The following is a 24,327-nucleotide window of genomic DNA, read 5'->3' on the forward strand; positions in this document are numbered from 1 at the left end:
CGAACCGGGTATCCACTTCGCTTGAAAACGCTCTAGTCGGCCTTGCTGCCGTCGCCATTGGTGACGACATGGCCATTGATCCGCTGCTTCAGGATCGCCGACGGCTTGAACACCATCACCCGCCGCGGCGAGATCGGCACCTCGGTGCCGGTCTTCGGATTACGGCCGATACGCTGGCCCTTCTTGCGCACCATGAAGGAGCCGAATGAGGACAGCTTCACCGTCTCGCCCTTTTCCAGGCAATCGGTGATCTCCTTCAGCACCAACTCGACAAATGCCGACGATTCCGTGCGCGAAAGACCCACCTTTTGGTAGACCGCCTCACACAAATCGACGCGCGTAACTGTTTTTCCGGTTCCCGTGGTCATCGCCTGCCCCGCACTCTCGGCGAACAATTTCTTGACTGAAATTAAAAGCTTAGCGCGCAATGGTCAACAGCGACAAGCATCCGGGTGCAGAAAGATACCAGCAACCTGTCGATACTCTTTGGCGATGCGCTACCAGCGCACGAGCGCCGAGCCCCAGGTGAAGCCGCCGCCCATCGCCTCGAACAGCACCAGATCGCCCTTCTTGACGCGCCCGTCCTTCACGGCGACCGACAGCGCGAGCGGGATCGAGGCCGCCGACGTGTTGCCGTGCTTGTCGACAGTCAAGACCACCTTCTGCGGCGCAATATGAAGCTTGTGCGCCGACGCATCGATGATTCGCTTGTTGGCCTGGTGCGGAATGAACCAGGTGATGTCCTCGGCGGTGAAGCCGGTGGCGTTGAAGGCGTCGACGATCACGTCGGTGATCATGCCGACGGCGTGCTTGAACACCTCGCGGCCCTCCATCCGGAGATGCCCGACCGTCCGGGTCGAGCCGGGCCCGCCATCGACGAACAGCTTGGCCTTGTGGCGGCCGTCGGAGCGCAGATGCGTCGTCAACACGCCGCGGTCGCTGGTGGTGCCGGAATGCTGCTGCGCCTCCAGGACGACCGCGCCGGCGCCGTCGCCGAACAGCACGCAGGTGCCGCGGTCGTTCCAGTCGAGGATGCGCGAGAAGGTTTCGGCACCGATCACCAGCGCCCGCTTGTGGGTGCCGGCGCGCAGGAAATTATCGGCGGTGGCCAGCGCGAAGACGAAGCCGGAACAGACCGCCTGCAGGTCGAACGCGACGCCATGGTTGATGCCGAGCCCGTGCTGGACGGCGACCGCGGTGGCGGGAAAGGTGTTGTCGGGCGTCGAGGTCGCGAGCACGATCAGGTCGATCGACTGCGCATCGACTTGCGCATGGGCGAGCGCGGCCTGCGCCGCCTTGATCGCCAGATGCGAGGTGAATTCGTCGTCGGCCGCGATGTGGCGCTCGCTGATGCCGGTGCGCTGCACGATCCAGTCATCCGACGTGTCGATCCGGCTGGCCAGTTCGGCATTGGTCAAAACCCGCTCCGGCAAATATGAGCCGCAGCCGAGCACTACCGAACGTATAGCAGTCACGAGACAGCCTCCTGCGCGATCTGCGCCTGCACCAAGGCGCTGCCGTCGCGATTAAGCATCTGATTGATCTTGGTGAGGAGATCGAAGTGGGCCATCTCATAGCCAACATCCACCGCATAGGCAAAGCCTTCCGCGTTGGTGCCGCCATGGCTCTTGACCACCACGCCCTTCAGGCCGAGCAGCAGGCCGCCATTCGACTTGTTGGGATCGAGCTTGTCGCGCAGCTTCTGGAACGCGCCGCGGGCCAGCACATAGCCGATCCGCGCCAGCCAGCTCGATGACATGGCCTCGCGCAGCAGCGTGAACATCTGGCGCGCGGTTCCCTCGGCGGCCTTGAGCGCGATGTTGCCGCTGAAACCTTCCGACACGATGACGTCGGCGAGGCCCTTGCCGATCGCGTCGCCCTCGACGAAGCCGATATAGTTGAACTGGGTCGAGTTCATCGCGCGCAACATCTCGGCCGCCTCGCGGATTTCCCCATGCCCCTTGATCTCCTCGGATCCGATATTGAGCAGGCCGACGGTCGGCCGTTCGAGGTTGAACAGCACGCTCGCCATGGCGCTGCCCATCACCGCCAGCGTCGCCAGATGGCGGGCGTCGCCGCCGATCGTGGCGCCGAGGTCCAGCACGACAGAGTCGCCGCGCAGCGTCGGCCACACCGCCGCAAGCGCCGGGCGGTCGACACCGGGCAGCGTCCGCAGATTGAGGCTGCCCATCGCCATCAGCGCGCCGCTGTTGCCGGCGGAGACCGCGACGTCGGCCTGGCCATGCTTGACGGCGTCGATCGCGAGCCACATCGAGGACGCCCTGCGGGTCCGCCGCAGTGCCTGGCTCGGCTTCTCATCGTTCTTCACGGCGACGTCGGTATGGATCACTTTCGATACCGCCTTCAGCGCCGGATGCTTGGCAAGCTCCGGCTCGATCTGGGCCCGGTCCCCGACCAGCAGGAATTCGCTGTCGGGATGACGGCTTAACGAGATTGCGGCGCCGGGAATGACGACGGAAGCGCCGACATCGCCCCCCATGGCGTCAAGCGCTATTCGAACCTTTTGAGGCATGAACGTCCCGGAAGCCTGCTTTCCCGCAGCCTTCAGACGAAGACCGCGAGTTTGAAGTCACCGCCGTCAACGGCGCGCGGCGAAACACCAACTCGCGTCCCGGCCGGGCCGCGACAATAGCGTGTCCTCGATCCGACACAACCTCTTGACCGCAAATGAGGCAGCTGCCGAACCGTCACGCAACACATCAAAACATACCAGAAATACATTGTATTTCAATGTATTGTGGCACTTATTTGAAGTAACTGGGAACACCGCTCGCGCAAGCTTGCAGGCAAGCCATCCCCGCAAATGTGGCGCCGGCTGCCCTTAACTCCCCTTGGGCTTCTTGCCGTCCGGCTTTTCCTTCAGCGCCTTCAGCGCCGCGAAAGGATGATTTTCCGGGTCAGGCACTTCAACCTTCTGTTCAAAGACCGCATCCACCTTGCGCGGATACGGGTCTATGCCGAGGAACAGCGCATCGGTGGCGAGCCGGCCGATGTCGATGAAGCCGCCGACGATCGGCTCCGGCGGGTCCGGCGTTTCCTCATCGCTGTCATCGGCGTCGTCGACCAGGTCGGCCATTTGCGGGATCTGCTCGGGCGGCGCGAACACCACATCGATCGGCTCATCGATCTCGTTCTCGATCGGATCGAGCGTCACCACGCAGGTCTGCCCGACCCTGGCCTTAACTCTGCCGGTGACGTGGTAGCTGCCGTCGCGCTTGGGCTGCAGGTCGAACTCTGCATGCGCGGAGACGACCTCCCGCAACTCGGCAACTTCGGCCATCGCCTTGCGCACCGCCTCGTCGGCCGCGATCTCGCGATGCAGGCCGGTCTCCGGTATCTGCGCGACATTGACGAGGACCCGCCAGGGGTCGCGGTCGCGCCGTGCATCGGGCTGCCCTGTGGTGCCGCCGCTCATGCCGCCGTCCCCGCAGCCTGTGGTACCGGAAAGCGCCACGCGCCCTTGGCCAACGCCGCGAGATCGGCGCGCGCCAGCTCTTCGATCGCCTCCCGGGCGTAGGCGGCGAGCTCGCGGGCCTTGTCGAAATTCTGACCGTTGAGGATGTTCTTGCAGAACGACTCGGCCAAAGCCGCCTCGCTGTCGGTCAGCGCCAGATCATAGGCCGCGGTGCGGCCGTAGAAGGCCTCGCCGAAGGCCTGCATGCGCTTCGGCACCGTGAGGTCGCCGACGCCCATTTCGCGCAGATTGTCGTCCATATCGATGCAGAAATGATCGAACAGGGCCTGGGACAGCCCCACGCCGCCCTCGACGGATTTGAGGCGCCGCAGCACCAGCCACAGATGCATCAGAAGCAGGTCAAAACGGCCGTTAACCGTGTCCGGAACGCCCAAGTCACGGTAAAACAACGGTTCTCGCGCCTGCGTCACGATCATGCCATAGATGGTCTCAATGGTGCTGCGCGCGGGCACCCGGGGTCTTCTGAAGTGATTGAACGGCCAAAGCATGACGGGTTCCGGCTGCCGGTCCCCAAAGGGTCGCCTGTTGAGAGGTCGCCCATTGGAGCTCGGCATGATTGCAATCCATTGAGCTGCCCGGTACGTCAATGCCTCGGCCGATGCAAGGGGACGGATCAGTTCCGCCGATGAACCACACTCTTTCACGACAGTCTCGCGCCGCTTCCGCGCGCGGGTTCTTTTCGCGTCTCCGCGCCGTCGCGGCGATTGGCCTCGTCTGCGCCGCACTCGGCGGCTGCGCCGGCGAACAATTCCAGAAGGGCTACATCCTGCCGGAAGGGGCGCTCGAGCAAATCCCGATCGGCGCGAGCCAGGACCAGGTGCTCATCGTCCTCGGCACGCCCTCGACGGTCGCAACGCTGGACGGCGAGGTGTTTTATTACATCTCGCAGCGGACCTCTCGCCCGGTCGCCTTCATGAATCAGCGGGTGATCGACCAGCGCGTGATCGCGGTCTATTTCGACAAGAACCGGCAAGTGCGCCGGCTCGCCAATTACGGCCTGAAGGACGGCAAGATCTTCGACTTCGTCAGCCGGTCCACGCCGACGTCGGGCCAGGAAATGTCCTACCTGACACCGCTCTTCAAGCTGCTGAGCTTCAACTAGAGCGAAGTGGACTCCGGTTCGCGTGAAGAAACGCGTCAAACCGGAGTCCAGAGCTTAAGCCGCTGCGCCAAGTTGTCGCTTGCCCGAGGGGCAAGCGGTCCCCTAGTTTGCTCGCAAACAAAAGCCTGAGCAGGGGGTAAGCGCATGAGAGCCAAGAGATTTTCCCGTCGTACGGTATTGTCGGGCACGGCCGCGATGACGGCCGCGTCGATCCTGCCGCGCACAAGCCTCGGCGCCGGCGACTGGCGGCCGACCGAGACCGTCCGCATCATCGTGCCGGCGGCGGCGGGCGGCTCGACCGACGTGATGGGGCGGCTGCTGGCGGCGCATTTGCAGCCGCTCTGGGGCCAGTCGGTGGTGGTGGAGAATCGCTCCGGCGCCGGCGGCACCATCGGCACATCCGAGGTCGCGCGCGCCAAGGGCGACGGCCACACCATCCTGATCGGCAATCCCGGCCCCAACGCGATCGCCTACAGCATCTTCCGCAACCTGACCTACAAGGCCGACCAGTTGCAGCCGGTCTCCAACATGATCCGTATCCCGAACATCGTGTCGGCGCATCCGTCGACCGGCCTCAAATCGATCCCCGAATTGATTGCCTTCCTGAAGCAGAACCCGGACAAGCTCACCTACGGCTCGTCCGGCACCGGACAGAGCCCTCACCTCACCGGCGCCTGGTTCCTGCAACTCACCGGGCTGAAGATGACGCACGTGCCGTTCCGCGGCGCCGGTCCCGCATTGCAGGCGGGGCTCGCCGGCGACATCCAGATCCTGTTCGACAATCTCTATCCGTCGCTGCCGCAGGTGCAGGACGGCAAGCTCAACGGCCTCTGTGTCACCACGCCGGAGCGCAGCGATTCCGCACCGAACCTGCCGACGATGCGCGAGGGCGCGCCGGAACTGGCAAAGTTCGACGTCTCGTCCTGGTTCGGCGTCTTCCTGCCGAAGACCGCGCCTGCCCCGGTGCTCGACGAACTGAACCGCCAGGTCAAGGCGATGCTGGAGCGCGACGACGTCAAGAAGAACATCGCCGGCATGGGCGCGCGCGCCGACTACGGCACGCCCCAGCAATTCTCCGATTTCGTCGACGCCGAGACGAAGAAGTTTGCCGCAATCATCGAGAAGGAAGGCTTGCAGATGGAGGTGAAATAGCCTCCGAACAAAGCTCGCGCCGCGTACCCGGCGTCATCCCCGCGCAAAGGCTTCGCCTTTGTCGCTGGAGGAGCCGCGCGCTTGCGCGGCGTCTCGAAGGATGGCCGCATGCACCGCCTCTCATCCTTCGAGGCTCGCCCAGCGGCGCAATTGCGCCGCAAGGCTCGCACCTCCAGCGACAAAGGCGAAGCCTTTGCGCGGGGATGACGACTGCTGAGCTGTAGGGCGGATTAGCCAACCGCGTCCGCCGCAGCTCAACGAGCGAAGGCGGAAGGCGTAATCCGCCGCCGCGGTTAGACCTGTCGGTGGATTACGCTTCGCTAATCCACCCTACGATTCTGTCCCAGTCCGCAGCACGGTGCGGCTACGACGACTTGTTGATCTTCTTGACCTTGGCGTCGGTTGCTTCAATCGACATTGCCAGTTCCATGATCGCCTTCGACAGCAGCTCGATGGCCTCCTTCTGATCCTGTGATTTGGAAGCGCGGAGCGCGTAGTTCCGTGCGGATGAGAGCGACATCGATTGATCTCCGTGTTGTTCGCGTCTGGGTCTCGGCGGATATCGTTGGCGGAAAGTCGATCAGTTCGGCAAGCACGCCGAACGAAGCCCATGCAGAAATAAAAATCCCGCGGCTCGCACCGCGGGATTTTGCGCTTCAGTCGTGTCGCGCCGCTCAGTGCGCCAGGATCGCCAGCAGCAGCAGCGCCACGATGTTGGTGATCTTGATCATCGGGTTCACCGCCGGGCCCGCCGTGTCCTTGTAGGGATCGCCGACGGTATCGCCGGTCACCGCGGACTTGTGGGCGTCAGAGCCCTTGCCGCCGTAGTGGCCGTCCTCGATGTACTTCTTGGCGTTGTCCCATGCGCCGCCGCCCGAGGTCATCGAGATCGCGACGAACAGACCGGTGACGATGACGCCGAGCAGCATGGCACCGACCGCGGAGAATGCCGCCGACTTGCCGGCTGCGCCACCGCCCGCGATCGCGTAGATCAGGAAGTAGACCACGATCGGCGACAGCACCGGCAGCAGCGACGGGATGATCATCTCCTTGATCGCCGCCCGGGTCAGCAGGTCGACCGCCTTGCCGTAGTCGGGCTTGTCGGTGCCCTGCATGATGCCGGGCTTCTCGCGGAACTGACGGCGCACTTCCTCGACGATCGCACCGGCGGCGCGACCGACCGCGGTCATGCCCATCGCACCGAACAGATACGGCAGCAGGCCGCCGAACAGCAGGCCGACCACGACGTAAGGATTGTTCAGGGAGAAGTCCGGGTTGACGCCCTTGAAGTAGGCATGGGCGTTGGCGTCGCTGATGAAGAATTTGAGGTCCTGGTTATAGGCCGCAAACAGCACCAGCGCACCGAGGCCGGCGGAGCCGATCGCGTAGCCCTTGGTCACCGCCTTGGTGGTATTGCCGACCGCGTCGAGCGCGTCGGTCGACTTGCGCACTTCCTTGGGCAGGCCGGCCATCTCGGCAATGCCGCCGGCGTTGTCGGTGACCGGCCCGAACGCGTCGAGCGCGACGATCATGCCGGCCAGCGCCAGCATGGTGGCGGTCGCGATCGCGATGCCAAACAGGCCGGCCAGGCTGTAGGTGACCAGGATGCCGGCGATGATCACGATCGCGGGCAGCGCGGTCGCTTCCATCGAGACCGCGAGACCCTGGATCACGTTGGTGCCGTGACCGGTGACCGAGGCCGAGGCGATCGACTTCACCGGGCGGTAGTCGGTGCCGGTGTAGTATTCGGTGATCCAGATGATCAGGCCGGTGACGACGAGACCGACCACGCCGCACCAGAACAGCGCCATGCCGGTATAGTCGACGCCGTCGAGCTTGCCGAAGCCGACCAGCCAATTGATCACGAGCGCGACGCCGACCAGCGACAGGATGCCGGTGGCGATCAGGCCCTTGTAGAGGGCGCCCATGATGGACTGGCTGGCACCGAGCTTGACGAAGAAGGTGCCGACGATCGAGGTGATGATGCAGATACCGCCGATCGCGAGCGGCAGCGTCATCATGTTCACCAGGATCGGCGTCTTGGCGAAGAAGATCGCCGCGAGCACCATGGTGGCGACCGCGGTCACCGCATAGGTCTCGAACAGGTCCGCCGCCATACCGGCGCAGTCACCGACATTGTCGCCGACGTTGTCGGCGATGGTGGCCGGGTTACGCGGATCGTCCTCGGGGATGCCGGCCTCGACCTTGCCGACGAGGTCGCCGCCGACGTCCGCACCCTTGGTGAAGATGCCGCCGCCGAGACGGGCGAAGATCGAGATCAGCGAGGCGCCGAAGCCGAGCGCCACCATGGCGTCGACCACGGTGCGGCTGCCCGCTTCGAGACCCATGAACTTGACCAGCACCATGAAGTAGATGGTGACGCCGAGCAGCGCGAGACCGGCAACCAGCATGCCGGTGATCGCGCCCGCCTTGAAGGCGAGCTCGAGGCCGCCGGCGAGCGAGGTGGTTGCCGCCTGCGCGGTGCGGACGTTGGCGCGCACCGAGACGTTCATGCCGATGAAGCCGGCAGCCCCCGACAGGATGGCGCCGACCGCAAAGCCGATCGCCACGAGCAGGCCCAGGAAGTAGGCCAGCACCACGAAGATCACGATACCGACCATGCCGATCGTAGTGTACTGCCGCCGCAGATAGGCCTGTGCGCCCTCGCGCACCGCGGCCGCGATTTCCTGCATGCGGGCATTGCCCGCATCCGCGTTCAAGACCGACTGCGTCGCCCAGATCGCGTAGACGATGGAAAGCGCCCCGCAGAGCACAATCAACCATAAAGCTGTCATGTTGCCTCAGATCCTTGATGTAACCCCCGCGCCTTCTTGTGCCGCTAGGGGGCGGCAGGCGCTTATTTTGCGAGGACAATCCTCCCCAAAAACGGATTGCCTCAAATCGGGCGCGACCTTGCCAAAATCGTTACCGCTGTGCAACGCCACCTGTGGCCGAAAACGCCGATATCGGCAGCTATTTAGAAGGAAAATCGGCGCCATCAGGCGCGGGAAGTCTAGCGCTGCTTCCGTTCCGACGCGTTTTCTCAACGCGAACCGCTCACTTCGCTCGAAAACGCTCTAGAAATGGCTGTAGGACAGCCGCTTCAACTTCAGTTCCCGGCCCTGCCCGTCAAGGAAGCTTGGTGGCGACAAGCCTGCGATCAGGCCGCCGATTGCGGTTACCGCGACCTTGGCCTGCCGTGCGTCCCGCAGAAACGCGTCGACATGATGGCTCGGGACCGCGCACAAGAGCTCGTAATCATCACCGCCGGCCACCAAGGTCTCGATATCAATCGCCTTGCGCGCGAGCAGCCCTGCGGCTGCAGACGACAACGGGACACTCGGCACATTGATCACGGCCGCCACACCACTGGCTGCGCAAAGCTTGGCCAGATCGCCGGCAAGACCGTCGGACACATCCATCGCGGCGCTGGCGTGGGTGCGGACGGCCTTGGCCAACGCGTTGCGCGGCTGCGGAACGCGGTAACGGGCGGCAAGAAAATCCCGCCCGACGACATCGTCCGCCAGAGCCGCGGCGACCGGGCCACCCCGGAGCACATCGAGGCCGAGCGCGGCGTCTCCGATCGTGCCGGTGACGAACACACGGTCGCCCGCCTGTGCCCCCGCGCGATGCACCATCGTGCCCTGCGGCACCCGGCCGAACGCGGTGATCGAGATCATCAGCGGCCCCGGCGTCGAGACCGTGTCGCCACCGAGCAGCGGGCAGCCGAAATGCGCGGCGTCCTCGCCGAGCGCCCGGGCAAACGGCTTCAGCCAGGCCTCCTCGGCGCCGCGCAGCGCCAGCGTCAGCACGAAGCCTGCCGGCACCGCGCCCTTGGCGGCGATGTCGGAGAGGTTCACCCGCAGCGCCTTGCGCGCCAGCGTATCGGGCGGATCATCGAGAAGGAAGTGCACGCCCTCGACGATGGCGTCCGTGGTGACCACGATGTCCTCGCCATCAGCCCTCAGCGCGGCGGCGTCATCGTCGAGCCCGAACGCACCCGGATCGGTCGCGAGCGGCTTGAAATAGCGCGCGATCAGGGAGTCTTCGCCGGATATCGGTTTGTCGCTCTGCGTCACGATAGCAGCCCCGTCATCCTGAGGTGCGAGCGGAGCGAGCCTCGAAGGATGCACGGCCCCAGCCGGGCCGCCGCCCTTCGAGACGGCCGCTGCGCGGCCTCCTCAGGGTGACGGTCAAGCGATCATATGTCTCCACTCAGCTCCGCACAAACTCGTCGCCGCGGAACTGGCGCGCGATCTGGTCGAGCACGGCGTTGACCATGCCGGTTTCGTCCTTTTCGACGAAGGCGTGCGCGACATCGACATATTCGGAGACCACCACCCGGCCCGGCACGTCCTTGCGGTGCTCGAGCTCGTAGGAGCCTGCCCGCAGCACCGCGCGCAGGATGGCGTCGATCCGCTTCAGCGGCCAGCCCTTCGACAGCGCCTCGTCGATCAGCGGATCGAGCTTGGCCTGGTCGCGCACCACGCCGGAGACCACGTCGCGGAAAAACGCGGCTTCCGCCGGCAGGTATTTCTCGCCCTCGACCTCGTTGCCGAGCCAGTGGCTCTCGAACTCGGCGAAGATGTCGTTGATGCCGGCGCCGCCAATGTCCATCTGGTAGAGCGCCTGCACCGCCGCAAGCCGTGCCGCGCCGCGGCGGTTGGCTTTTCTGTCGGGAGCTTTCGCGGGCTTCTTGTTGTCAGCCATGGTCAGGCCTTTGCCAGGCGGCGTTTGATCCGCAGCATCGCGAGCGCCGCACGCGCCGCATCGCCGCCCTTGTTCAGTTCGCTGGCACGCGCCCGCGCCCAGGCCTGCGCCTCGGTGTTGACGGTGAGGATGCCGTTGCCGAGCGGGAATTTCCGGCTGACGGCCAAATCCATCAATCCGCGCGAGGACTCCTGCGAGACGATTTCGAAATGGATGGTGTCGCCGCGCACCACGCAGCCGAGCGCGATCGCCGCGTCATAGGGCTTGCCGTTCGCTTCAGCCGCATCGATCGCGATCGCGATCGCCGCCGGAATCTCCAGCGCGCCCGGCACCGTGATCACGTCATGGCTGGCGCCTGCGGCCTTGATCTCGGCAAGCGCGCCTTCCAGCAGCGCATCCTGGATGTCGTCATAAAACCGCGCCTCGACGATCAGCACGCGTGCGCCGGTAATGTCGGTCTGGTCCTTCAGGGGTGCGCGCCGCGCGTCAGCCATTGCAATACCAATCGGAACTTGGGGAGGAGTTGTGCAGCGTTTTAGGCGCAGCAGGGGCTAAAGCCAAGGGCAATACTGGCCCGGATGTCACCGCGATCAGCCCGATTTTTCAGGCCGGGTTCGCCTGCAATGCATAGGCCGCCCGGGCTGAAAATCGCCCGAGGCGCATAGGCAGATAGGGACGTCTGTCTTGGCCGCAATGCCCAGGCCGAAGCTATTTCATCTCCGACAGCCGCGCCGCGTAGCGGGCCATCAGATCGACCTCGATATTGACCTCGCTGCCGGCCTTCCAGCCGCTCAGGGTCGTCACAGCAAGCGTGTGGGGGATGATCAGCACCGAAAATGTCACGTCGTCGACCGTATTCACGGTCAGCGACACGCCGTCCAGCGTGATCGAACCCTTCGCCGCGATGAAACGCGCCAGTTCGCGGCTGGTTCGCAGCTCGAAGCGCGCCATGTCGGGCAGGTCGTCGCGCTTGACGATGGTGGCGATGCCATCGGCATGCCCGGCCACAATGTGACCGCCGAGTTCGTCGCCGATCTTGAGCGCGCGCTCGAGATTGAGCTTGCCGCCCTGCGCCCAATGCTTGGCGGTGGTCATGCCGAGCGTCTCGGCCGCCGCATCGACATCGAACCAGGTCTTGCCATCGGCGGTGCCGGAGGCGACGACGGTGAGGCAGACGCCGTTGCAGGCGATCGAGGCGCCGTCGGCGATCGTGGTCTGGTCGTAGTCGCAGGCAATTCGCATCCGATGCAGTTGCCCCTGCGCTACCTGCTTCAGGCTGGTGATCTCACCGATATCGGTGACAATTCCGGTAAACATTACGCACGCTCGTAGATCATGAGACTGTCTTTGCCGAGGGTTTCGCTAGCACGAAGCCGGAAGGCGGGCGACTGCGTGATTGCGTCGAGCGGCATTGCGTCCAGCGCGGGAACGCCGTCGGCACCGATCGCATCGGGTCCGCGCAACAGCCAGATCTCATCGACAAGGCCGGCTGCCACGAAAGAATTTGCCACGCGCGATCCGCCCTCGACCAGCAGCCGCGAGATCCCCTTCTCGGCCAGCGCATGCAGGACGGACGGCAGATCGAGACCTTCAGGCGCGCTGACGGCGACGCGGATCACCTGCGCCCCGGCGGCACCTAACTTCACCGCGGCAGGCGCCTCCGCCATGTCGGAGGTCAGCACCCAGAGCGGCGTCTCGCGCGCCGAGTGCACCAGGCGGCTGTCGCCTGAAATGCGCAGCGCGCGGTCCAGCACCAGGCGCACCGGCGAGCGCGCCGCCATCCCCGGCAACCGGCAGGTCAAAAGCGGATCGTCGGCCTTGACCGTGCCGATGCCGACCAGGATCGCGTCGCTCTGCGCGCGCAGCAGATGCACCCGGGTCCGCGCGGCCTCGCCTGATATCGCGACCGGCTTGTGGCCGCTGGCAGCGATCTTGTCGTCGGCGGACACCGCGAGCTTGAGGATCACATGCGGGCGCTTGTCGCGGATGCGGCGGAAGTGTCCGGCATGGTCGCGCGCAGCCTCCGCCGCGCACAGCCCGACATCCACCGCGATGCCGGCGGCGCGCAGCTTGGCGTGCCCCTGCCCCGCGACTTCCGGATTGGGATCCTCGATCGCCGAGACGACGCGGGCGAGCCCGGCCGCAACCACGGCATCCGCACAGGGCGGCGAACGACCGAAATGCGAACAGGGTTCGAGCGTCACATAGAGCGTGGCGCCGCGCGCGGCGTCACCTGCGCGCCGCAGCGCCTCGACCTCGGCATGCGGCCGGCCGCCTGCTTGCGTCCAGCCGCGGCCGACGATGACGCCGTCCTTGACGATCACCGCGCCGACCGCCGGATTGGGCCAAGTGCGCCCAAGCCCGCGCCGGCCGAGCGCCAGCGCCAGCTGCATGAAGCGCAGATCGGCCGCCTTCGCCGCTTCCTTGGCTGCTTCCTTGGCCTCTTTGGCCTTCTGCGCGAACTGGTCTTCCAGAATGCGGAAGATCATTTGCGTAGCGTCGCGAGCCGCGGGTCCTCTTCGCCGGTCAACTCGTCGAGCACGGCCTCGAAGTCCTTGGCCTCGCGGAAGTTGCGATAGACCGAGGCGAAGCGCACATAGGCGACGTCGTCGAGCTGGCGCAGATGCTCCATCACGATCTCGCCGATCGCCTCCGAGGAGACCTCGGCCTCGCCGCCGCTTTCGAGCTCGCGCACGATGGTCGACACCATCTTCTCCACCCGCTCGGATTCCACCGGGCGCTTGCGCAAGGAGATCTGCAGCGAGCGCACCAGCTTGTCGCGGTCGAACGGCACGCGGCGGCCGTTTCGCTTGATGACGGTCAGCTCACGCAGCTGCACCCGCTCGAAGGTTGTGAAGCGGAAGTTGCAGGCCATGCAGACGCGACGCCTGCGGATGACCGCGGAGTCCTCGGTCGGACGCGAGTCCTTGACCTGCGTATCGAGAGAATTGCAGCTCGGGCAGCGCATCCGACGGGACCTCTACACGAGCATGATCCGGAAAAGTGCGAAGCGGTTTTCCGAAGAGATCATGCTCAAAAAAACGAACGGGCCTTACTGATAGATCGGGAAGCGATCGGTCAGCGCCTTGACGCGCTCCTTGATCGCGGCCTCGACCAGCGGCGCCTTGCCGTCCGGCGACTGCGCCAGCGCGTTCAGCACTTCCGCGATCATGCCGCCGACCTGCTTGAACTCGGCGACACCGAAGCCGCGCGTGGTCGCCGCCGGCGTGCCGAGGCGCAGGCCGGAGGTGACGAACGGCTTTTCGGGATCGAACGGGATGCCGTTCTTGTTGCAGGTGATGGCGGCGCGCACCAGCGCCTTCTCGGAGATGTTGCCCTTCAGCCCCTTCGGCCTGAGATCGACCAGCATCAGATGGTTGTCGGTGCCGCCGGAGACGATGTCGAGGCCGTGGCCGCGCAGCGTCTCCGCCAGCGCCTTGGCGTTCTCGACCACGTTCCTGGCGTAGACCTTGAAGTCCGGCCGCAGCGCTTCGGCGAACGCCACTGCCTTCGCGGCGATGACGTGCATCAGCGGACCGCCCTGCAGGCCCGGGAAGATCGCCGAGTTCAGCTTCTTGGCCAGCGTCTCGTCATTGGTGAGGATCAGGCCGCCGCGCGGGCCGCGCAGCGACTTGTGCGTCGTCGTGGTGGTGACGTGGGCGTGCGGCACCGGCGAGGCATGCACGCCGCCGGCCACGAGGCCCGCGAAATGCGCCATGTCGACCAACAGATACGCGCCGACGGAGTCCGCGATCTCGCGGAAACGCTTGAAGTCCCAGGCGCGCGAATAGGCCGAGCCGCCGGCGATGATCAGCTTCGGCTTGACCTGCTCGGCCTGCTTCTGCACCGCGTCCATGTCGATGATCTGGTCCTCGCGGCGCACGGTGTAGTGCGCAGCCTTGAACCACTTGCCGGACATGTTGACCGGCGAGCCGTGGGTGAGATGGCCGCCGGCCGCGAGGTCGAGGCCCATGAAGGTGTCGCCGGGTTGCAGCAAAGCCAGAAACGCCGCCTGGTTCATCTGGCTGCCGGAGTTCGGCTGGACGTTGGCGAAGCCGGCGCCGAACAGCTTCTTGGCGCGCTCGATCGCCAGATTCTCGGCGACGTCGACCCACTCGCAACCGCCGTAGTAGCGCGCGCCCGGATAACCCTCCGCGTATTTGTTGGTCATCACCGAGCCCTGCGCCTCCAGCACGGCGCGGCTGACGATGTTTTCGGAGGCGATCAGCTCGATCTCATGACGCTGCCGGCCGAGCTCGCCCTTGATCGCGGCGGCGATCTCGGGATCGGCCTCGGCGAGGGTCGCGGTGAAGAAGGAGTCGGGCGCGGAAGCGGTCTTGGTGGATGAGGTCATCGGCGAAATATCTCCACCGCCGCAAGCCTTTAGGCGGGATGCGGACGGTCACGAGTGGCGGTCGAAGCTGGTTTCAGAGCGTTATCACATCGCCCCAAAATGGCCAAGCGGTTGCGGTCCCTGCCGGTCAATTATGCCAGATATGGTGGGGATGGCGGGGATTGCCAGCCGGCGGGGTGGCCGCCCCCGCCACCCCGTTCCAGCCGCCCGGCGAGCACGGCTGAGGCGGCCGCCGAATGGAACGTGACGCCCCCCTTCCCGCCCGCGCGGGGCTAACGGACAGGACGACCAGCACCTCGAGGTTTGCAAGCCCTGCTCGCACAACCACGCGACATCGGAGCCGCCTGAGCATGACGCGCGCGATCGCGATGCATTGACTCACGAGACGGCGAGACGATTTTTGAATCGTTCGATTTTTGAATCGTTCAACACTGGATCGATTCAAAGCTCTCACGCGATGCGTGCAATTGCGCGTCATGCGCCGTTGTCTCCCGGTCACACAGCCAAGCTTTGCGCGCAACTTCGACAGCTTCTAACCGCGTGCAGGCCGCTCGCGAAAATCACCGTGATAACGACTCGCTCAAGATTTTTTTACGGAGCGTGGAATAAATGTCGTGCAGGTGGATTCGGCCGCAGCGGTTTGCTGCTTCGGCTGTCGTTGTGTTTTCGGTTGTCGTTGCTGACGATGCCTTCGCCCAGACGCAATTGCCGTCCGTGACCGTCGAAGCGCCGCAGCGGCAAGCGGCGCGATCGCAGCAGCCTTCGCAACGGACCACGCGCGCACGCAGTGCCTCGCGCCGCGCAACAGTTGCGCCAGTGGCCACCCAGCCACAACTCGCACAGCAGCCGGCAGGCGCAGGCGGCGGGCACGAACGCGCCAACGGCCCGGTCACCGGCTATCTGGCGCGGCTGAGCGCCAGCGGCACCAAGACCAGCACGCCGATCATCCAGACGCCGCAATCGGTGTCCGTCATCAGCGCCGAGCAGATCCGCGACCAGAAGATCGTCAGCAAGTTCGACGAGGTGCTGCGCTACACGCCGGGCGTCATCGGCGGCACCTATGGCGCCGATTTCCGCAACGACTGGTTCATGATCCGCGGCTTCCCCGCGCAGAACGAGTCGCTGTTCCTCGACGGCCTGCAGCTGTTCTACACCTCCTATGCGAGCTGGAAGCTGCAGCCCTTCAATCTCGAGCGCGTCGAGGTGCTGCGCGGTCCGTCCGGCATCCTGTATGGCGGCTCGGCGCCGGGCGGCCTCGTCAACGCGGTGAGCAAGCTGCCGCAGGCCGAGCCCATTCGCTACATCGAGACCGGCGTCAACAATTTCGGCAACGCCTATACCCAGTTCGACATCGGCGGCGCGACGGCGCAGCCCGGCAATGGCCAGGTGCAGTACCGCCTGGTCGGCCAGGCCCAGGGCGGCGGCACCCAGACCGACTATGTCTACGACAACAACTTCTTCTTTGCCCCGTCGGTGACCTGGCGGCCCGATGCCGACACCAGCCTCACCGTGTTCGGCATGGCCTCGCACAGCAACACCCGCGCGCTGAACTTCCTGCCCTATGTCGGCACCGTCACCAACGCGCCGTTCGGCCGGATTCCGACCAGCCTGTTCGTCGGCGATCCCAGCGCCGACCAGTTCCGCCGCGACCAGCAGATGGTCGGCTACCAGTTCCAGAAGAGCGTGACTGACAGCGTCGACTTCCGCCAGAACGCGCGCATGGCGCATGTCGACGTCTATTATGCCGGCCTCTATGGGCTCGGCTACGCGACGACGCCGGCCGCCGCCGACATCACGCGCGGCAATTTCTACACCCGCGGCATCGCCACCCAGCTCAACCTCGACAATCAGCTCGAATACCGCTTCACCACCGGCGCGCTGCAGCACACCGCGCTGGTCGGCGTCGATCTGAAATATTACGGCATCGACGACCGCCAGGGCTTTGGCATGGGCACGAATCTCAACGTGCTCAATCCGGTCTATGGCACCAACCGGCCGTATAGCGGCCCACTCTATCAGAACGGCTATCTCGCCCAGGGCATGGCCGGGCTCTATCTGCAGGATCAGGTCAAGCTCGACCGCCTGACGGTCGTGCTGTCCGGACGCCAGGACTGGGTCGATCTCACCAACAACAACCGGATCGGCGCGTCCCAGGGCCGCGACGACAGCAAGTTCTCCGGCCGTGTCGGCGCGATCTACAATTTCGACAGCGGCGTTGCGCCCTACGTCTCCTACATGACGGGCTACAATCCGGTCATCGGCACCACCGCGGCCGGCCAATTGCTGCTGCCGGAAACCTCCGAGCAGACCGAGGTCGGCGTCAAGTACGAGCCGGTCGGGCTCAACGCACGGTTCGGCGTCGCGTATTTCGACCTCAAGCGCAAGAACGCGCTGACAACCGATCCGAACAATCCGCTGTTCCAGACCCAGAACGGCGAAGTCACCTCACGCGGCGTCGAGCTTGAGGCGGTCGCGAACATCGCGCGCGATTTCAAGCTGGTGGCGAGCTACACCAATTACGAGCTGTTCGTCAGCAAGGACCTCAATCCTGCGCTGATCGGCACCGTGCCGACCAACGCGCCGCGGCAGCTCGCATCAGCGTGGACCGACTATACCTTCCGCGACGGCCCGCTCACGGGCTTCGGCTTCGGCGGCGGCGTGCGCTATGTCGGCTCGTCCTTTGCCGACACCGCGAACACCGCACGCGTCCCGGGCGTCGTGCTGGGCGACCTCGCCTTGCATTACGAATGGGACAACAACTGGCGCGCGGCGCTCAATGTCGTGAACGTCACCGACAAGATCTATGTCGCGAGCTGCGCGACCATCAGCTCCTGCTATTACGGCGATCGCCGCCGCATCACGGCGAGCCTCGCCTACAAATGGTGAGCTGAACTTTCCGTTCACGGAAAATCCTGCGACAGCGAGGTGGCGTTCAGCTGCCTCGCTTTTTTTGCCGTCGTCAGGGTGGTGTCAGCTTGTCGCGCTAGGTTTTGCGTCGCGGCGATATTTGCCGTGCCCAGACTGGCCCGCTCCGAAATGCGAGCCCCGGAGCGGGCCTTTTACGGTCTGGTCGCGTCCTAATCCTCGTTCGCTTTGAATCGCCCGAGCCCCTTGAGCACGAACGGCGCCAGCAGCGCGATCAGCGCGATGCCGAGCAGCGTCGCCGACATCGGGCTTTGCAGCAGCACCATGGGATCGCCGAGGCTGATGGCCAGCGCGCGACGGAGCTGGCTTTCGGCGATCGGCCCGAGGATCAGCCCGATCACGACGGGTGCGATCGGGAAGTCGAACCGGCGCATCAGAAAGCCCATCACGCCGAACGCCGCCAGCATCGACAGCTCGACGACCGACGGCTTCGCCGCGATCGTGCCCATGGTCGCGAACACCAGGATGCCGGCATAGAGCCAAGGCTGCGGAATCGCCAGCAGCCGCACCCAGAGACCGACCAGCGGCAGATTGAGCACCAGCAGCATGCCGTTGGCGATGAACAGGCTCGCGATCAGGCCCCACACCAGATCGGGCCGCTCCGCGAACAACAGCGGCCCCGGGTTGAGGCCGTATTGCTGGAAGCCCGCCAGCATCATTGCAGCTGTTGCCGAGGTCGGCAGCCCGAGCGTCAACAGCGGCACCAGCGTGCCGGCGGCGGACGCGTTGTTCGCCGCTTCCGGCCCTGCGACGCCTTCGATCGCGCCCTTGCCGAACTCCTCGGGATGTTTGGTCAGCCGCCGCTCGGTGGAATAGGACAGGAATGTCGGGATCTCCGCGCCGCCGGCCGGCAGCGCCCCGATCGGAAAACCGAACAGCGTGCCGCGCAGCCACGGCTTCCACGACCGCCGCCAGTCCTCCCGCGTCATCCACAGCGAGCCGCGCACCGGCTCGAGCTTCTCCTCGGCGTGATGACGGCGCGAGGCGACATAGAGCGCCTCGCCGACCGCGAACAGGCCGACCGCGAGCGTCGTCACCTCGACGCCGTCGAGCAGCTCGGGGATGCCGAAGGCAAGCCGCGCCTGACCGGTCAGCTTGTCGATCCCGACCAGCCCGAGCGTGAGGCCGATGAACAGGCTGGTGAGGCCGCGGACCGGCGAGTCGCCGAAGGTTGCCGACACCGTGACGAAGGCGACGCACATCAGCGCGAAGTAATCCTCCGGCCCGAAGCGCACCGCGAAATCGACCAGCCATGGCGCAAGGAATGCGAGGCCGATGGTGGCGATGGTGCCGGCCACGAACGAGCCGATCGCCGAGGTCGCCAGCGCCGGACCGCCGCGGCCGGCCTTGGCCATCTTGTTGCCCTCGAGCGCGGTCGCCATCGACGCGCTCTCGCCCGGCGTATTGATCAGGATCGCGGTGGTCGATCCGCCATACATGCCGCCGTAATAGATGCCGGCGAACATGATCAGCGAGCCGCCGGGATCGAGCTTGTAGGTCACCGGCAGCAGCAGCGCGACCGTCAGCGCCGGACCGATGCCCGGCAATACGCCGACCGCGGTGCCCAGGAACACGCCGATCAAGGCGTAGAGCAGGTTCATCGGCTGCATGGCGACCGCCATGCCGTGCGCCAGCGCGGCGAAAGTGTCCATCACAGCAGTCGCTCCAGCGGGCCGGCGGGAAGGCTCAGCGTCAACAGCTTGTCGAACGCGAGATAAATCAGCGTCGTGATCACCAGCGCGATGGCGGTGTCGGCCAGCACGGCGCGGCGGCCGAACGCCGCCGACGTGGTGACGAACAGCGCCGAGGTCGCGAGGATGAAGCCGCCGCCAAGGCCGATGATGGCGATCAGGAGCGCCAGGCCGCCGATGATCAGCCACACCGGTTTCTGATCCATGCTCTCGCGCGGCGGCAGGTTGCCGCGCAGCGCGTCGATCAAATTGCCGACCGCGAGGATGACAAGGCCGATTGCGATGACGACCGGCATCGCCTCCGGCCCCATGCCGTACATCGTGGTCGACGGCAGCTTGCTGGCGTCCCACACCAGCACCGCGGCAAGCCCGGCAAGCGCGGCCGCGATGATTACGCCGGCGCGATCGACGCGCCGCGCCGGCGCGGGCGGGAGATTTTCAGACGCCGCGTCCGGCGTCATGACTTCACGAGGCCGACGGACTTCAGCACCTCGGTCACGCGCGTGATCTCCTTCTTCAGGAAATCCGCGAAGGCGTCGCCGCCGAGATAGGCGTCATCCCAACCCTTCTGCTTCAGGATCTCCTTCCAGGAATCGGACTTCACCATCTTCTCGACCGCATCGCTCAGCACCTTACGCTGCTCCGGCGTGATGCCGGGCGGTGCGACCACCGAGCGCCAATTGGCCAGCACGAGATCGATGCCCTGCTCCTTGAAGGTCGGGATATCGACGCCCGGCAGCCGGTTCGCCGACGTCACGCCGAGCGCGCGCAGCTTGCCGGCCTTGATCTGGCCTTCATATTCGCTGAGGCCGGAAATGCCGGCCGTGACCTTGCCGCCGAGAATGGCCGCAAGCGACTCGCCGCCGCCCGAGAACGGAATGTAGTTGATCTTCTTGGCGTCGGCGCCGACCGTGCCCGCGAACAGCGCCGCCATCACATGGTCGACGCCGCCGGCCGAGCCGCCGGCAAAGGTCACCTTGGCGATATCGGCCTTCACCGCGGCGGCAAGATCCTGCGCCGTCTTGATCGGCGAGTTCGCCGGCACCACGATGACCTGGATCTCCTCGGTGAGGCGCGCGATGGGCGTCACCTGATCCAGCGTCACCGGCGACTTGTTCATGGCGAGTGCGCCCACCATGACGAAGCCGTTCACCATCATCTGGTTGCCGTCGCCCTTTGCGCCGTTGACGAACTGCGCGATGCCGACGCTGCCGCCGGCGCCGGGAACGTTGGTGACCTGGACGCTGCGCGCGACGCCGGAGGCGACCAGCGCCTGCTGCATCGAGCGCGCCGTCTGATCCCAGCCGCCGCCGGGCGCCGCCGGCGCCATCAGCTTGAGCTCGAGCTGCTGCGCGGGCGCCGGACCGCTCGCCCCAAGCAACAGCGCGACGACCGCGCCGACCAGGCGCATGTGGGACGGGATCATGGGGCTTCCTCCTGAATTTTCGGCAAGCAGCCTGCCGATCGCCGGCTGCATCCGGTCACGTGATCGCATCGCCACTCGGACAGCGCGGTCCCTTCGGTCAGGAATCGCTCGCCGATCTCGCGTCTGCGTGTCCCTAGCGACCATTCGCCACAGCCTTCGGCAAGCCGCAGGGCACGGCTAGCCAGTGCTGCAAATCGCCGCACCATCGCCGGTCATTTTTCGCTTGCTTTGATTCGGAGCGGGCCTCGGCTGTTTCAAATACGATCGCGCCAGCACGACCTGGAAGCCGGAGAACAAGTAGCACCGACGTCCCGCCTGCTCACTGAGGGCAGACGGGACGCTGCGGCAGATCACTCACGGGATGGTGGCGCTGTCGAAGCTCGCCCGAAACGCATCAGGTAATGCGCCAAACAACGAAATGGCCCCAGCACCTTTGGGGGCCTGGAGGCCGGTGCTGGGGCCGTTTGCCTGATCCGGGGCTGAGCTGTTGGAGCCAGGCAGCCCTAATCCATCAAGAACCGCGCGGTTCCAGCATTAGCTTATGTAAATCGCTGCGGGATATCCCAAGGCGAGTGTCTTGCGCGCAACAGCCGATTGGCTGGGCAAAGCCGGCAAATCAGGGCGAAGCCGGCGCGACCGTCGAATGAGGGTCTCGGTGGAGCCCTCGGTCGAATTTCAACCTGGCAATTTTCACCCGAGCAAAAGCCAGGCCATGGAGGCGATGAGAGCCACAAGCGACACGGTCGCAGCGCTTACAAAGGCAATCTCCACACCGTCGATATGGTGGTGGTTTGTATGCATTGAGCGTCCTCCTAGATGGGTGCCCGCGGACCTTGGGACAGCAGCCACGCCGTCAAATTGGCGGTGGTTTCGTCATGCCGCGCCTGCCTCAACAGGGTCTCTCGCTCTCGACAGGGAGGAAGGTTCTTGGCCCGTTGACGTAGCCTTTTGGCTTCCTGGGCAAGGCGTTCTTCAAGATGGAAAATCTGCCTAACCCGGCGTCGTCGCTTCATGGCTCCTCTCTCCAACGCTGACGTTTGGCTGCCCCAAAGCAAAATCAAAAAGCCCGGGAGCGTGAAAAGTTCCCGCCAGCTTCGCGTCAATGAGATCAGACGGATGGAACTGCCGGAACGGCGTGGAAGTTACGGGACATGGGCATCGCCAAGGACCTGAAGAAGCAGGCCAAGACCGCCGAGCAGGCGGCGGTCCGGACGGCTGACGAATTCGCGGCCGAGCAAATGAAGAACCTCGCCCAGGCCTTCCGGGCTCAGGCCGAGGTCGTCAAGCGAAACAAGAAAAAGAAGAAAGATGAGCTTCACCGTAAAGGCTAGGTGCAAGTTTGGAGAGATCGTGCACCGTCGCGGCACCGCCGAGGCAGCTCTGCGCAAGGCAAAAGAGCTTTCACGGTCACAGTGTTACGACATCCACATCGTGACACCTGAAGGCCGAGACTACGACTCGTCCGAGTTTGGGGATCTTCCCCGCACGCCGTTGGCTGTGCGCGTTGCTCAGAAAGGCCACACCTATCCGTAGAGCAGCAGAGGTTTCAAAGAGGCCGGCTCAAAAAACGGCCCCAGCGAGGGGGTACAGGCTGAGGCCGAGCAACTTGGTGCTCAATTCTAACCTAGACCCGACATCTGCCGCCGCTCCGTCCGGTATCGGCGCTTGCGAAGTTGAGGTACCTCTTCTTGGCTACGAAACTCTTGGACCCGCCAGCAGACCAATTGTCGTCAGGATTTTGCATCACCCATCCTGGGGCCAGAGCCATCGCCGCTCGCATGCATTTCAAGCGGGCGGCGTTCGGTTATGAGCGCCCCCCTCCGCGACCCGCCTTGCGCGCGCCATTGGCGAGACAATCAATAGCGGCTGCGATATCCCTGCCGCTGCTGACCAAATGCCGCGCGAGGACTGATGCCGCAGGTCACGTTCCTTCCGGAAGCTGACGCGAGACACTGGGCGCGGGTTCGGTACATGCAATCGCCGGGATAGCCGACGCCGCGCCCCTGCACGCACCAGGGATAATCCCGGGCGCTGGCCGGGCTCACATTTGCCAGCCCTGCAACGCCGAACGCCAGGACGAACGCCAAGACAGCGAATAGGACAGTTGTGCGCATGATTGGCTCCTCGCAAGCAATCGAGGACCAACGGAGTGGCAAGATGAGCGTTCCCTTCGGATCGTGGCCGGCCGGTGAGCAAGATCGCGGGCCGCGGCTGGAGCGGCCGCGCCGAGAGCGAGCGCAGGAACCATGCTCCGTCGGGTCGGTTGTCGGAAACCATCCATCCCACACAAGTCAATTGGCATGCCGTCACGACTGCTTTGGTTTCTGACTTTTCCGATTCTGGTTGTTCTGGGTGGCTGCGGCGATCAACTCGAGTGCGATTCAATCGAAACCCGGAAGGCCGTGCTCCAGACCATCTCCAACGATCACCGCAATCCGCTTGTCAATTTCGCCGCCAGGGAATCGACGGCAAAGCCCACTGCGGAAAACTCAAAGCCGCAATACCTCCTCGCTGAAAAGATCGTCACGACGTCGGCCAGTGAGGACAAGCGAACATTGCAGTGTAGCGGCGGCATCTCGGTTTCCGTGGGCGACATCAAGGCTTCCAAGGAAGTCGAATTCACCGTGCAGAAATCAAGCGACGGAAAGCTCGCGGTTTCGGTTGCTCCATTTCAGTTTTGAGGTGCGACAAACTCAGTGTCGTCCTGGCGAAAGCCAGGACCCATTACCCCAAATCTCAATTGTTGCGCGACGCTGGGGCCGCGATCCCGTTCATCGTCAAATGCGGTGGTTACGGGTCCTGGCTTTCGCCAGGACGACGATCGTGTGTGAGGAACCCGCACCGTCATAGCCAGGTTGGCGATCCAGTACGCCGCGGCCTCTCGGCTCAATCACCGCGGCCTCTGAAATACTGGATCACCCGCTTTCGCGGGTGATGACACCGAACAGCTGTTTGACAGTTGAACCAGACTGCGAAGCCCGCGCCGGCCTTACAGCCCGGTATACCCGGCCTTGACATGGTCGGTGCTGCCGTCGAGCTGGCGCAGATAGGTCAGCCCGCACACCGTCAACCGATGCGGATCGCGCTCGCCGGCGTCGAACAGCGTCTGCACGTACTCCGTCACCTTCGCGCGCGCTTCGTCGCTTGCAGCGGGCGTGCGGTTGAGCAGCAGATCATACGTCTGCATGATCCGATCGATAGCGGCTTCCATTGAAGTCTCCGGGTTGACGCTCAGGCGACCACCAGCGTCTCGGCCTCGAACTTCGCGATCGCCTTGTTGGCGAGGCGGAGGCGGTTCATCTCGCCGCGCTGGAACAGCTTCACGATGATGCCGAGCAGGCGCTCATTGGTGGCGAAATTGTCGGGAATGGCACCGGATTTGCGCAGATAGTTCGAGGCGATCGCGTAGGCGTCACCGACGACCTCGACGTTCAGCACCTCAATCCCGCGTTCGAGCAACATATCCCTGCC

25 protein-coding genes are annotated in these 24,327 nt (G+C 64.8%); 5 read left to right on the forward strand and 20 right to left on the reverse strand.

What is annotated here, in order from left to right; genetic code table 11:
- Positions 1-32: 32 nt before the first annotated feature.
- The 5 genes from ACVWYP_RS27935 to ACVWYP_RS27955 all read right to left on the reverse strand — a co-directional run bounded on the left by ACVWYP_RS27935 (position 33) and on the right by ACVWYP_RS27955 (position 3,984).
- Complete coding sequence (locus ACVWYP_RS27935) at positions 33-368, reverse strand: integration host factor subunit alpha (RefSeq protein ID WP_035631661.1); 336 nt, start codon at positions 366-368, stop codon at positions 33-35.
- Between the two features lie 129 nt (positions 369-497).
- Positions 498-1,475, reverse strand: a complete 978-nt coding sequence (locus tag ACVWYP_RS27940) for a beta-ketoacyl-ACP synthase III (protein WP_028340939.1) — start codon at positions 1,473-1,475, stop codon at positions 498-500.
- On the reverse strand, positions 1,472-2,533 hold the full coding sequence (gene plsX / locus ACVWYP_RS27945) for a phosphate acyltransferase PlsX (RefSeq protein WP_304495608.1): 1,062 nt from the start codon (positions 2,531-2,533) through the stop codon (positions 1,472-1,474). Before plsX ends, ACVWYP_RS27940 begins: the two co-directional genes overlap by 4 nt.
- Before the next feature lie 309 nt (positions 2,534-2,842).
- Positions 2,843-3,436 (reverse strand): YceD family protein, encoded by a 594-nt coding sequence (locus ACVWYP_RS27950; protein ID WP_304495609.1) that lies wholly within the window; start codon positions 3,434-3,436, stop codon positions 2,843-2,845.
- Entirely contained in the window at positions 3,433-3,984 is a 552-nt protein-coding gene (locus ACVWYP_RS27955; protein ID WP_304495610.1) for a ubiquinol-cytochrome C chaperone family protein, read from the reverse strand. The genes ACVWYP_RS27950 and ACVWYP_RS27955 overlap by 4 nt, the downstream gene beginning before the upstream one ends.
- Before the next feature lie 137 nt (positions 3,985-4,121).
- On the opposite strand from ACVWYP_RS27955, the gene ACVWYP_RS27960 reads away from it, so the two are divergent.
- The gene (locus ACVWYP_RS27960; protein WP_018271914.1) at positions 4,122-4,598 is read left to right on the forward strand and encodes an outer membrane protein assembly factor BamE; all 477 of its coding nucleotides are present in this window, start codon (positions 4,122-4,124) and stop codon (positions 4,596-4,598) included.
- Positions 4,599-4,742: 144 nt separating this feature from the next.
- Positions 4,743-5,750, forward strand: a complete 1,008-nt coding sequence (locus tag ACVWYP_RS27965) for a Bug family tripartite tricarboxylate transporter substrate binding protein (protein ID WP_028340943.1) — start codon at positions 4,743-4,745, stop codon at positions 5,748-5,750.
- Positions 5,751-6,114: 364 nt separating this feature from the next.
- Here ACVWYP_RS27965 and ACVWYP_RS27970 read toward each other — a convergent pair whose 3' ends face one another.
- The 9 genes from ACVWYP_RS27970 to glyA form a co-directional block, all read right to left on the reverse strand.
- Positions 6,115-6,270, reverse strand: a complete 156-nt coding sequence (locus ACVWYP_RS27970; protein WP_167350400.1) for a hypothetical protein — start codon at positions 6,268-6,270, stop codon at positions 6,115-6,117.
- Between the two features lie 154 nt (positions 6,271-6,424).
- On the reverse strand, positions 6,425-8,545 hold the full coding sequence (locus ACVWYP_RS27975; RefSeq protein ID WP_304495611.1) for a sodium-translocating pyrophosphatase: 2,121 nt from the start codon (positions 8,543-8,545) through the stop codon (positions 6,425-6,427).
- A gap of 282 nt (positions 8,546-8,827) precedes the next feature.
- Entirely contained in the window at positions 8,828-9,829 is a 1,002-nt protein-coding gene (gene thiL, locus ACVWYP_RS27980) for a thiamine-phosphate kinase (protein ID WP_304495612.1), read from the reverse strand.
- 136 nt (positions 9,830-9,965) lie between these two features.
- Positions 9,966-10,460: a transcription antitermination factor NusB gene (gene nusB / locus ACVWYP_RS27985; protein ID WP_038385411.1), complete on the reverse strand. Its 495-nt coding sequence runs from the start codon at positions 10,458-10,460 to the stop codon at positions 9,966-9,968.
- A 2-nt stretch (positions 10,461-10,462) separates the two neighbouring features.
- Entirely contained in the window at positions 10,463-10,954 is a 492-nt protein-coding gene (ribH, locus tag ACVWYP_RS27990; protein ID WP_209944934.1) for a 6,7-dimethyl-8-ribityllumazine synthase, read from the reverse strand.
- A gap of 214 nt (positions 10,955-11,168) precedes the next feature.
- Positions 11,169-11,777, reverse strand: a complete 609-nt coding sequence (locus ACVWYP_RS27995; RefSeq protein ID WP_304495613.1) for a riboflavin synthase — start codon at positions 11,775-11,777, stop codon at positions 11,169-11,171.
- Positions 11,777-12,949: a bifunctional diaminohydroxyphosphoribosylaminopyrimidine deaminase/5-amino-6-(5-phosphoribosylamino)uracil reductase RibD gene (gene ribD, locus ACVWYP_RS28000; RefSeq protein ID WP_304495614.1), complete on the reverse strand. Its 1,173-nt coding sequence runs from the start codon at positions 12,947-12,949 to the stop codon at positions 11,777-11,779. Before ribD ends, ACVWYP_RS27995 begins: the two co-directional genes overlap by 1 nt.
- Positions 12,946-13,428, reverse strand: coding sequence for a transcriptional regulator NrdR (nrdR, locus tag ACVWYP_RS28005; protein ID WP_016844999.1), 483 nt, complete (start codon positions 13,426-13,428; stop codon positions 12,946-12,948). The genes ribD and nrdR overlap by 4 nt, the downstream gene beginning before the upstream one ends.
- Before the next feature lie 84 nt (positions 13,429-13,512).
- The gene (gene glyA, locus ACVWYP_RS28010) at positions 13,513-14,814 is read right to left on the reverse strand and encodes a serine hydroxymethyltransferase (RefSeq protein WP_304495615.1); all 1,302 of its coding nucleotides are present in this window, start codon (positions 14,812-14,814) and stop codon (positions 13,513-13,515) included.
- Positions 14,815-15,423: 609 nt separating this feature from the next.
- On the opposite strand from glyA, the gene ACVWYP_RS28015 reads away from it, so the two are divergent.
- A complete protein-coding gene (locus tag ACVWYP_RS28015; protein ID WP_304495616.1) occupies positions 15,424-17,700 on the forward strand; it encodes a TonB-dependent siderophore receptor in 2,277 nt (758 codons plus the stop codon).
- Positions 17,701-17,891: 191 nt separating this feature from the next.
- Here ACVWYP_RS28015 and ACVWYP_RS28020 read toward each other — a convergent pair whose 3' ends face one another.
- The 3 genes from ACVWYP_RS28020 to ACVWYP_RS28030 are packed head-to-tail and all read right to left on the reverse strand — an operon-like array spanning position 17,892 to position 20,856.
- A complete protein-coding gene (locus ACVWYP_RS28020; RefSeq protein ID WP_057020728.1) occupies positions 17,892-19,391 on the reverse strand; it encodes a tripartite tricarboxylate transporter permease in 1,500 nt (499 codons plus the stop codon).
- Positions 19,391-19,891 (reverse strand): tripartite tricarboxylate transporter TctB family protein, encoded by a 501-nt coding sequence (locus ACVWYP_RS28025; RefSeq protein ID WP_304495617.1) that lies wholly within the window; start codon positions 19,889-19,891, stop codon positions 19,391-19,393. The genes ACVWYP_RS28020 and ACVWYP_RS28025 overlap by 1 nt, the downstream gene beginning before the upstream one ends.
- Positions 19,888-20,856: a tripartite tricarboxylate transporter substrate-binding protein gene (locus ACVWYP_RS28030; RefSeq protein WP_028340953.1), complete on the reverse strand. Its 969-nt coding sequence runs from the start codon at positions 20,854-20,856 to the stop codon at positions 19,888-19,890. The genes ACVWYP_RS28025 and ACVWYP_RS28030 overlap by 4 nt, the downstream gene beginning before the upstream one ends.
- Positions 20,857-22,007: 1,151 nt before the next feature.
- Here ACVWYP_RS28030 and ACVWYP_RS28035 point away from each other — a divergent pair.
- Entirely contained in the window at positions 22,008-22,187 is a 180-nt protein-coding gene (locus ACVWYP_RS28035; protein WP_028340956.1) for a hypothetical protein, read from the forward strand.
- A 525-nt stretch (positions 22,188-22,712) separates the two neighbouring features.
- On the opposite strand, the gene ACVWYP_RS28040 is transcribed toward ACVWYP_RS28035, so the two are convergent.
- A complete protein-coding gene (locus ACVWYP_RS28040) occupies positions 22,713-22,970 on the reverse strand; it encodes a DUF3551 domain-containing protein (protein WP_304495618.1) in 258 nt (85 codons plus the stop codon).
- A gap of 186 nt (positions 22,971-23,156) precedes the next feature.
- Here ACVWYP_RS28040 and ACVWYP_RS28045 point away from each other — a divergent pair, with 186 nt between their 5' ends.
- Positions 23,157-23,537, forward strand: coding sequence for a hypothetical protein (locus ACVWYP_RS28045; RefSeq protein ID WP_304495619.1), 381 nt, complete (start codon positions 23,157-23,159; stop codon positions 23,535-23,537).
- A 308-nt stretch (positions 23,538-23,845) separates the two neighbouring features.
- Here ACVWYP_RS28045 and ACVWYP_RS28050 read toward each other — a convergent pair whose 3' ends face one another.
- Complete coding sequence (locus ACVWYP_RS28050; protein ID WP_016845010.1) at positions 23,846-24,067, reverse strand: hypothetical protein; 222 nt, start codon at positions 24,065-24,067, stop codon at positions 23,846-23,848.
- A gap of 20 nt (positions 24,068-24,087) precedes the next feature.
- A complete protein-coding gene (locus ACVWYP_RS28055; RefSeq protein WP_016845011.1) occupies positions 24,088-24,318 on the reverse strand; it encodes a hypothetical protein in 231 nt (76 codons plus the stop codon).
- Positions 24,319-24,327 lie beyond the last annotated feature (9 nt).

Source organism: Bradyrhizobium sp. USDA 3262 (genome assembly GCF_054060035.1).

Excerpts from the sequence above, each read along its gene's own strand:
- ACVWYP_RS27935 (WP_035631661.1), bottom strand. The coding sequence starts at position 368 with ATGACCACGGGAACCGGAAAAACAGTTACGCGCGTCGATTTGTGTGAG.
- plsX (WP_304495608.1), bottom strand. The coding sequence starts at position 2,533 with ATGCCTCAAAAGGTTCGAATAGCGCTTGACGCCATGGGGGGCGATGTC.
- ACVWYP_RS27950 (WP_304495609.1), bottom strand. The coding sequence starts at position 3,436 with ATGAGCGGCGGCACCACAGGGCAGCCCGATGCACGGCGCGACCGCGAC.
- ACVWYP_RS27955 (WP_304495610.1), bottom strand. The coding sequence starts at position 3,984 with ATGCTTTGGCCGTTCAATCACTTCAGAAGACCCCGGGTGCCCGCGCGC.
- ACVWYP_RS27960 (WP_018271914.1), top strand. The coding sequence starts at position 4,122 with ATGAACCACACTCTTTCACGACAGTCTCGCGCCGCTTCCGCGCGCGGG.
- ACVWYP_RS27965 (WP_028340943.1), top strand. The coding sequence starts at position 4,743 with ATGAGAGCCAAGAGATTTTCCCGTCGTACGGTATTGTCGGGCACGGCC.
- ACVWYP_RS27970 (WP_167350400.1), bottom strand. The coding sequence starts at position 6,270 with ATGTCGCTCTCATCCGCACGGAACTACGCGCTCCGCGCTTCCAAATCA.
- ACVWYP_RS27975 (WP_304495611.1), bottom strand. The coding sequence starts at position 8,545 with ATGACAGCTTTATGGTTGATTGTGCTCTGCGGGGCGCTTTCCATCGTC.
- nusB (WP_038385411.1), bottom strand. The coding sequence starts at position 10,460 with ATGGCTGACAACAAGAAGCCCGCGAAAGCTCCCGACAGAAAAGCCAAC.
- ribH (WP_209944934.1), bottom strand. The coding sequence starts at position 10,954 with ATGGCTGACGCGCGGCGCGCACCCCTGAAGGACCAGACCGACATTACC.
- ACVWYP_RS27995 (WP_304495613.1), bottom strand. The coding sequence starts at position 11,777 with ATGTTTACCGGAATTGTCACCGATATCGGTGAGATCACCAGCCTGAAG.
- ribD (WP_304495614.1), bottom strand. The coding sequence starts at position 12,949 with ATGATCTTCCGCATTCTGGAAGACCAGTTCGCGCAGAAGGCCAAAGAG.
- nrdR (WP_016844999.1), bottom strand. The coding sequence starts at position 13,428 with ATGCGCTGCCCGAGCTGCAATTCTCTCGATACGCAGGTCAAGGACTCG.
- glyA (WP_304495615.1), bottom strand. The coding sequence starts at position 14,814 with ATGACCTCATCCACCAAGACCGCTTCCGCGCCCGACTCCTTCTTCACC.
- ACVWYP_RS28015 (WP_304495616.1), top strand. The coding sequence starts at position 15,424 with ATGTCGTGCAGGTGGATTCGGCCGCAGCGGTTTGCTGCTTCGGCTGTC.
- ACVWYP_RS28020 (WP_057020728.1), bottom strand. The coding sequence starts at position 19,391 with ATGGACACTTTCGCCGCGCTGGCGCACGGCATGGCGGTCGCCATGCAG.
- ACVWYP_RS28025 (WP_304495617.1), bottom strand. The coding sequence starts at position 19,891 with ATGACGCCGGACGCGGCGTCTGAAAATCTCCCGCCCGCGCCGGCGCGG.
- ACVWYP_RS28030 (WP_028340953.1), bottom strand. The coding sequence starts at position 20,856 with ATGATCCCGTCCCACATGCGCCTGGTCGGCGCGGTCGTCGCGCTGTTG.
- ACVWYP_RS28035 (WP_028340956.1), top strand. The coding sequence starts at position 22,008 with ATGGGCATCGCCAAGGACCTGAAGAAGCAGGCCAAGACCGCCGAGCAG.
- ACVWYP_RS28040 (WP_304495618.1), bottom strand. The coding sequence starts at position 22,970 with ATGCGCACAACTGTCCTATTCGCTGTCTTGGCGTTCGTCCTGGCGTTC.
- ACVWYP_RS28045 (WP_304495619.1), top strand. The coding sequence starts at position 23,157 with ATGCCGTCACGACTGCTTTGGTTTCTGACTTTTCCGATTCTGGTTGTT.
- ACVWYP_RS28050 (WP_016845010.1), bottom strand. The coding sequence starts at position 24,067 with ATGGAAGCCGCTATCGATCGGATCATGCAGACGTATGATCTGCTGCTC.
- ACVWYP_RS28055 (WP_016845011.1), bottom strand. The coding sequence starts at position 24,318 with ATGTTGCTCGAACGCGGGATTGAGGTGCTGAACGTCGAGGTCGTCGGT.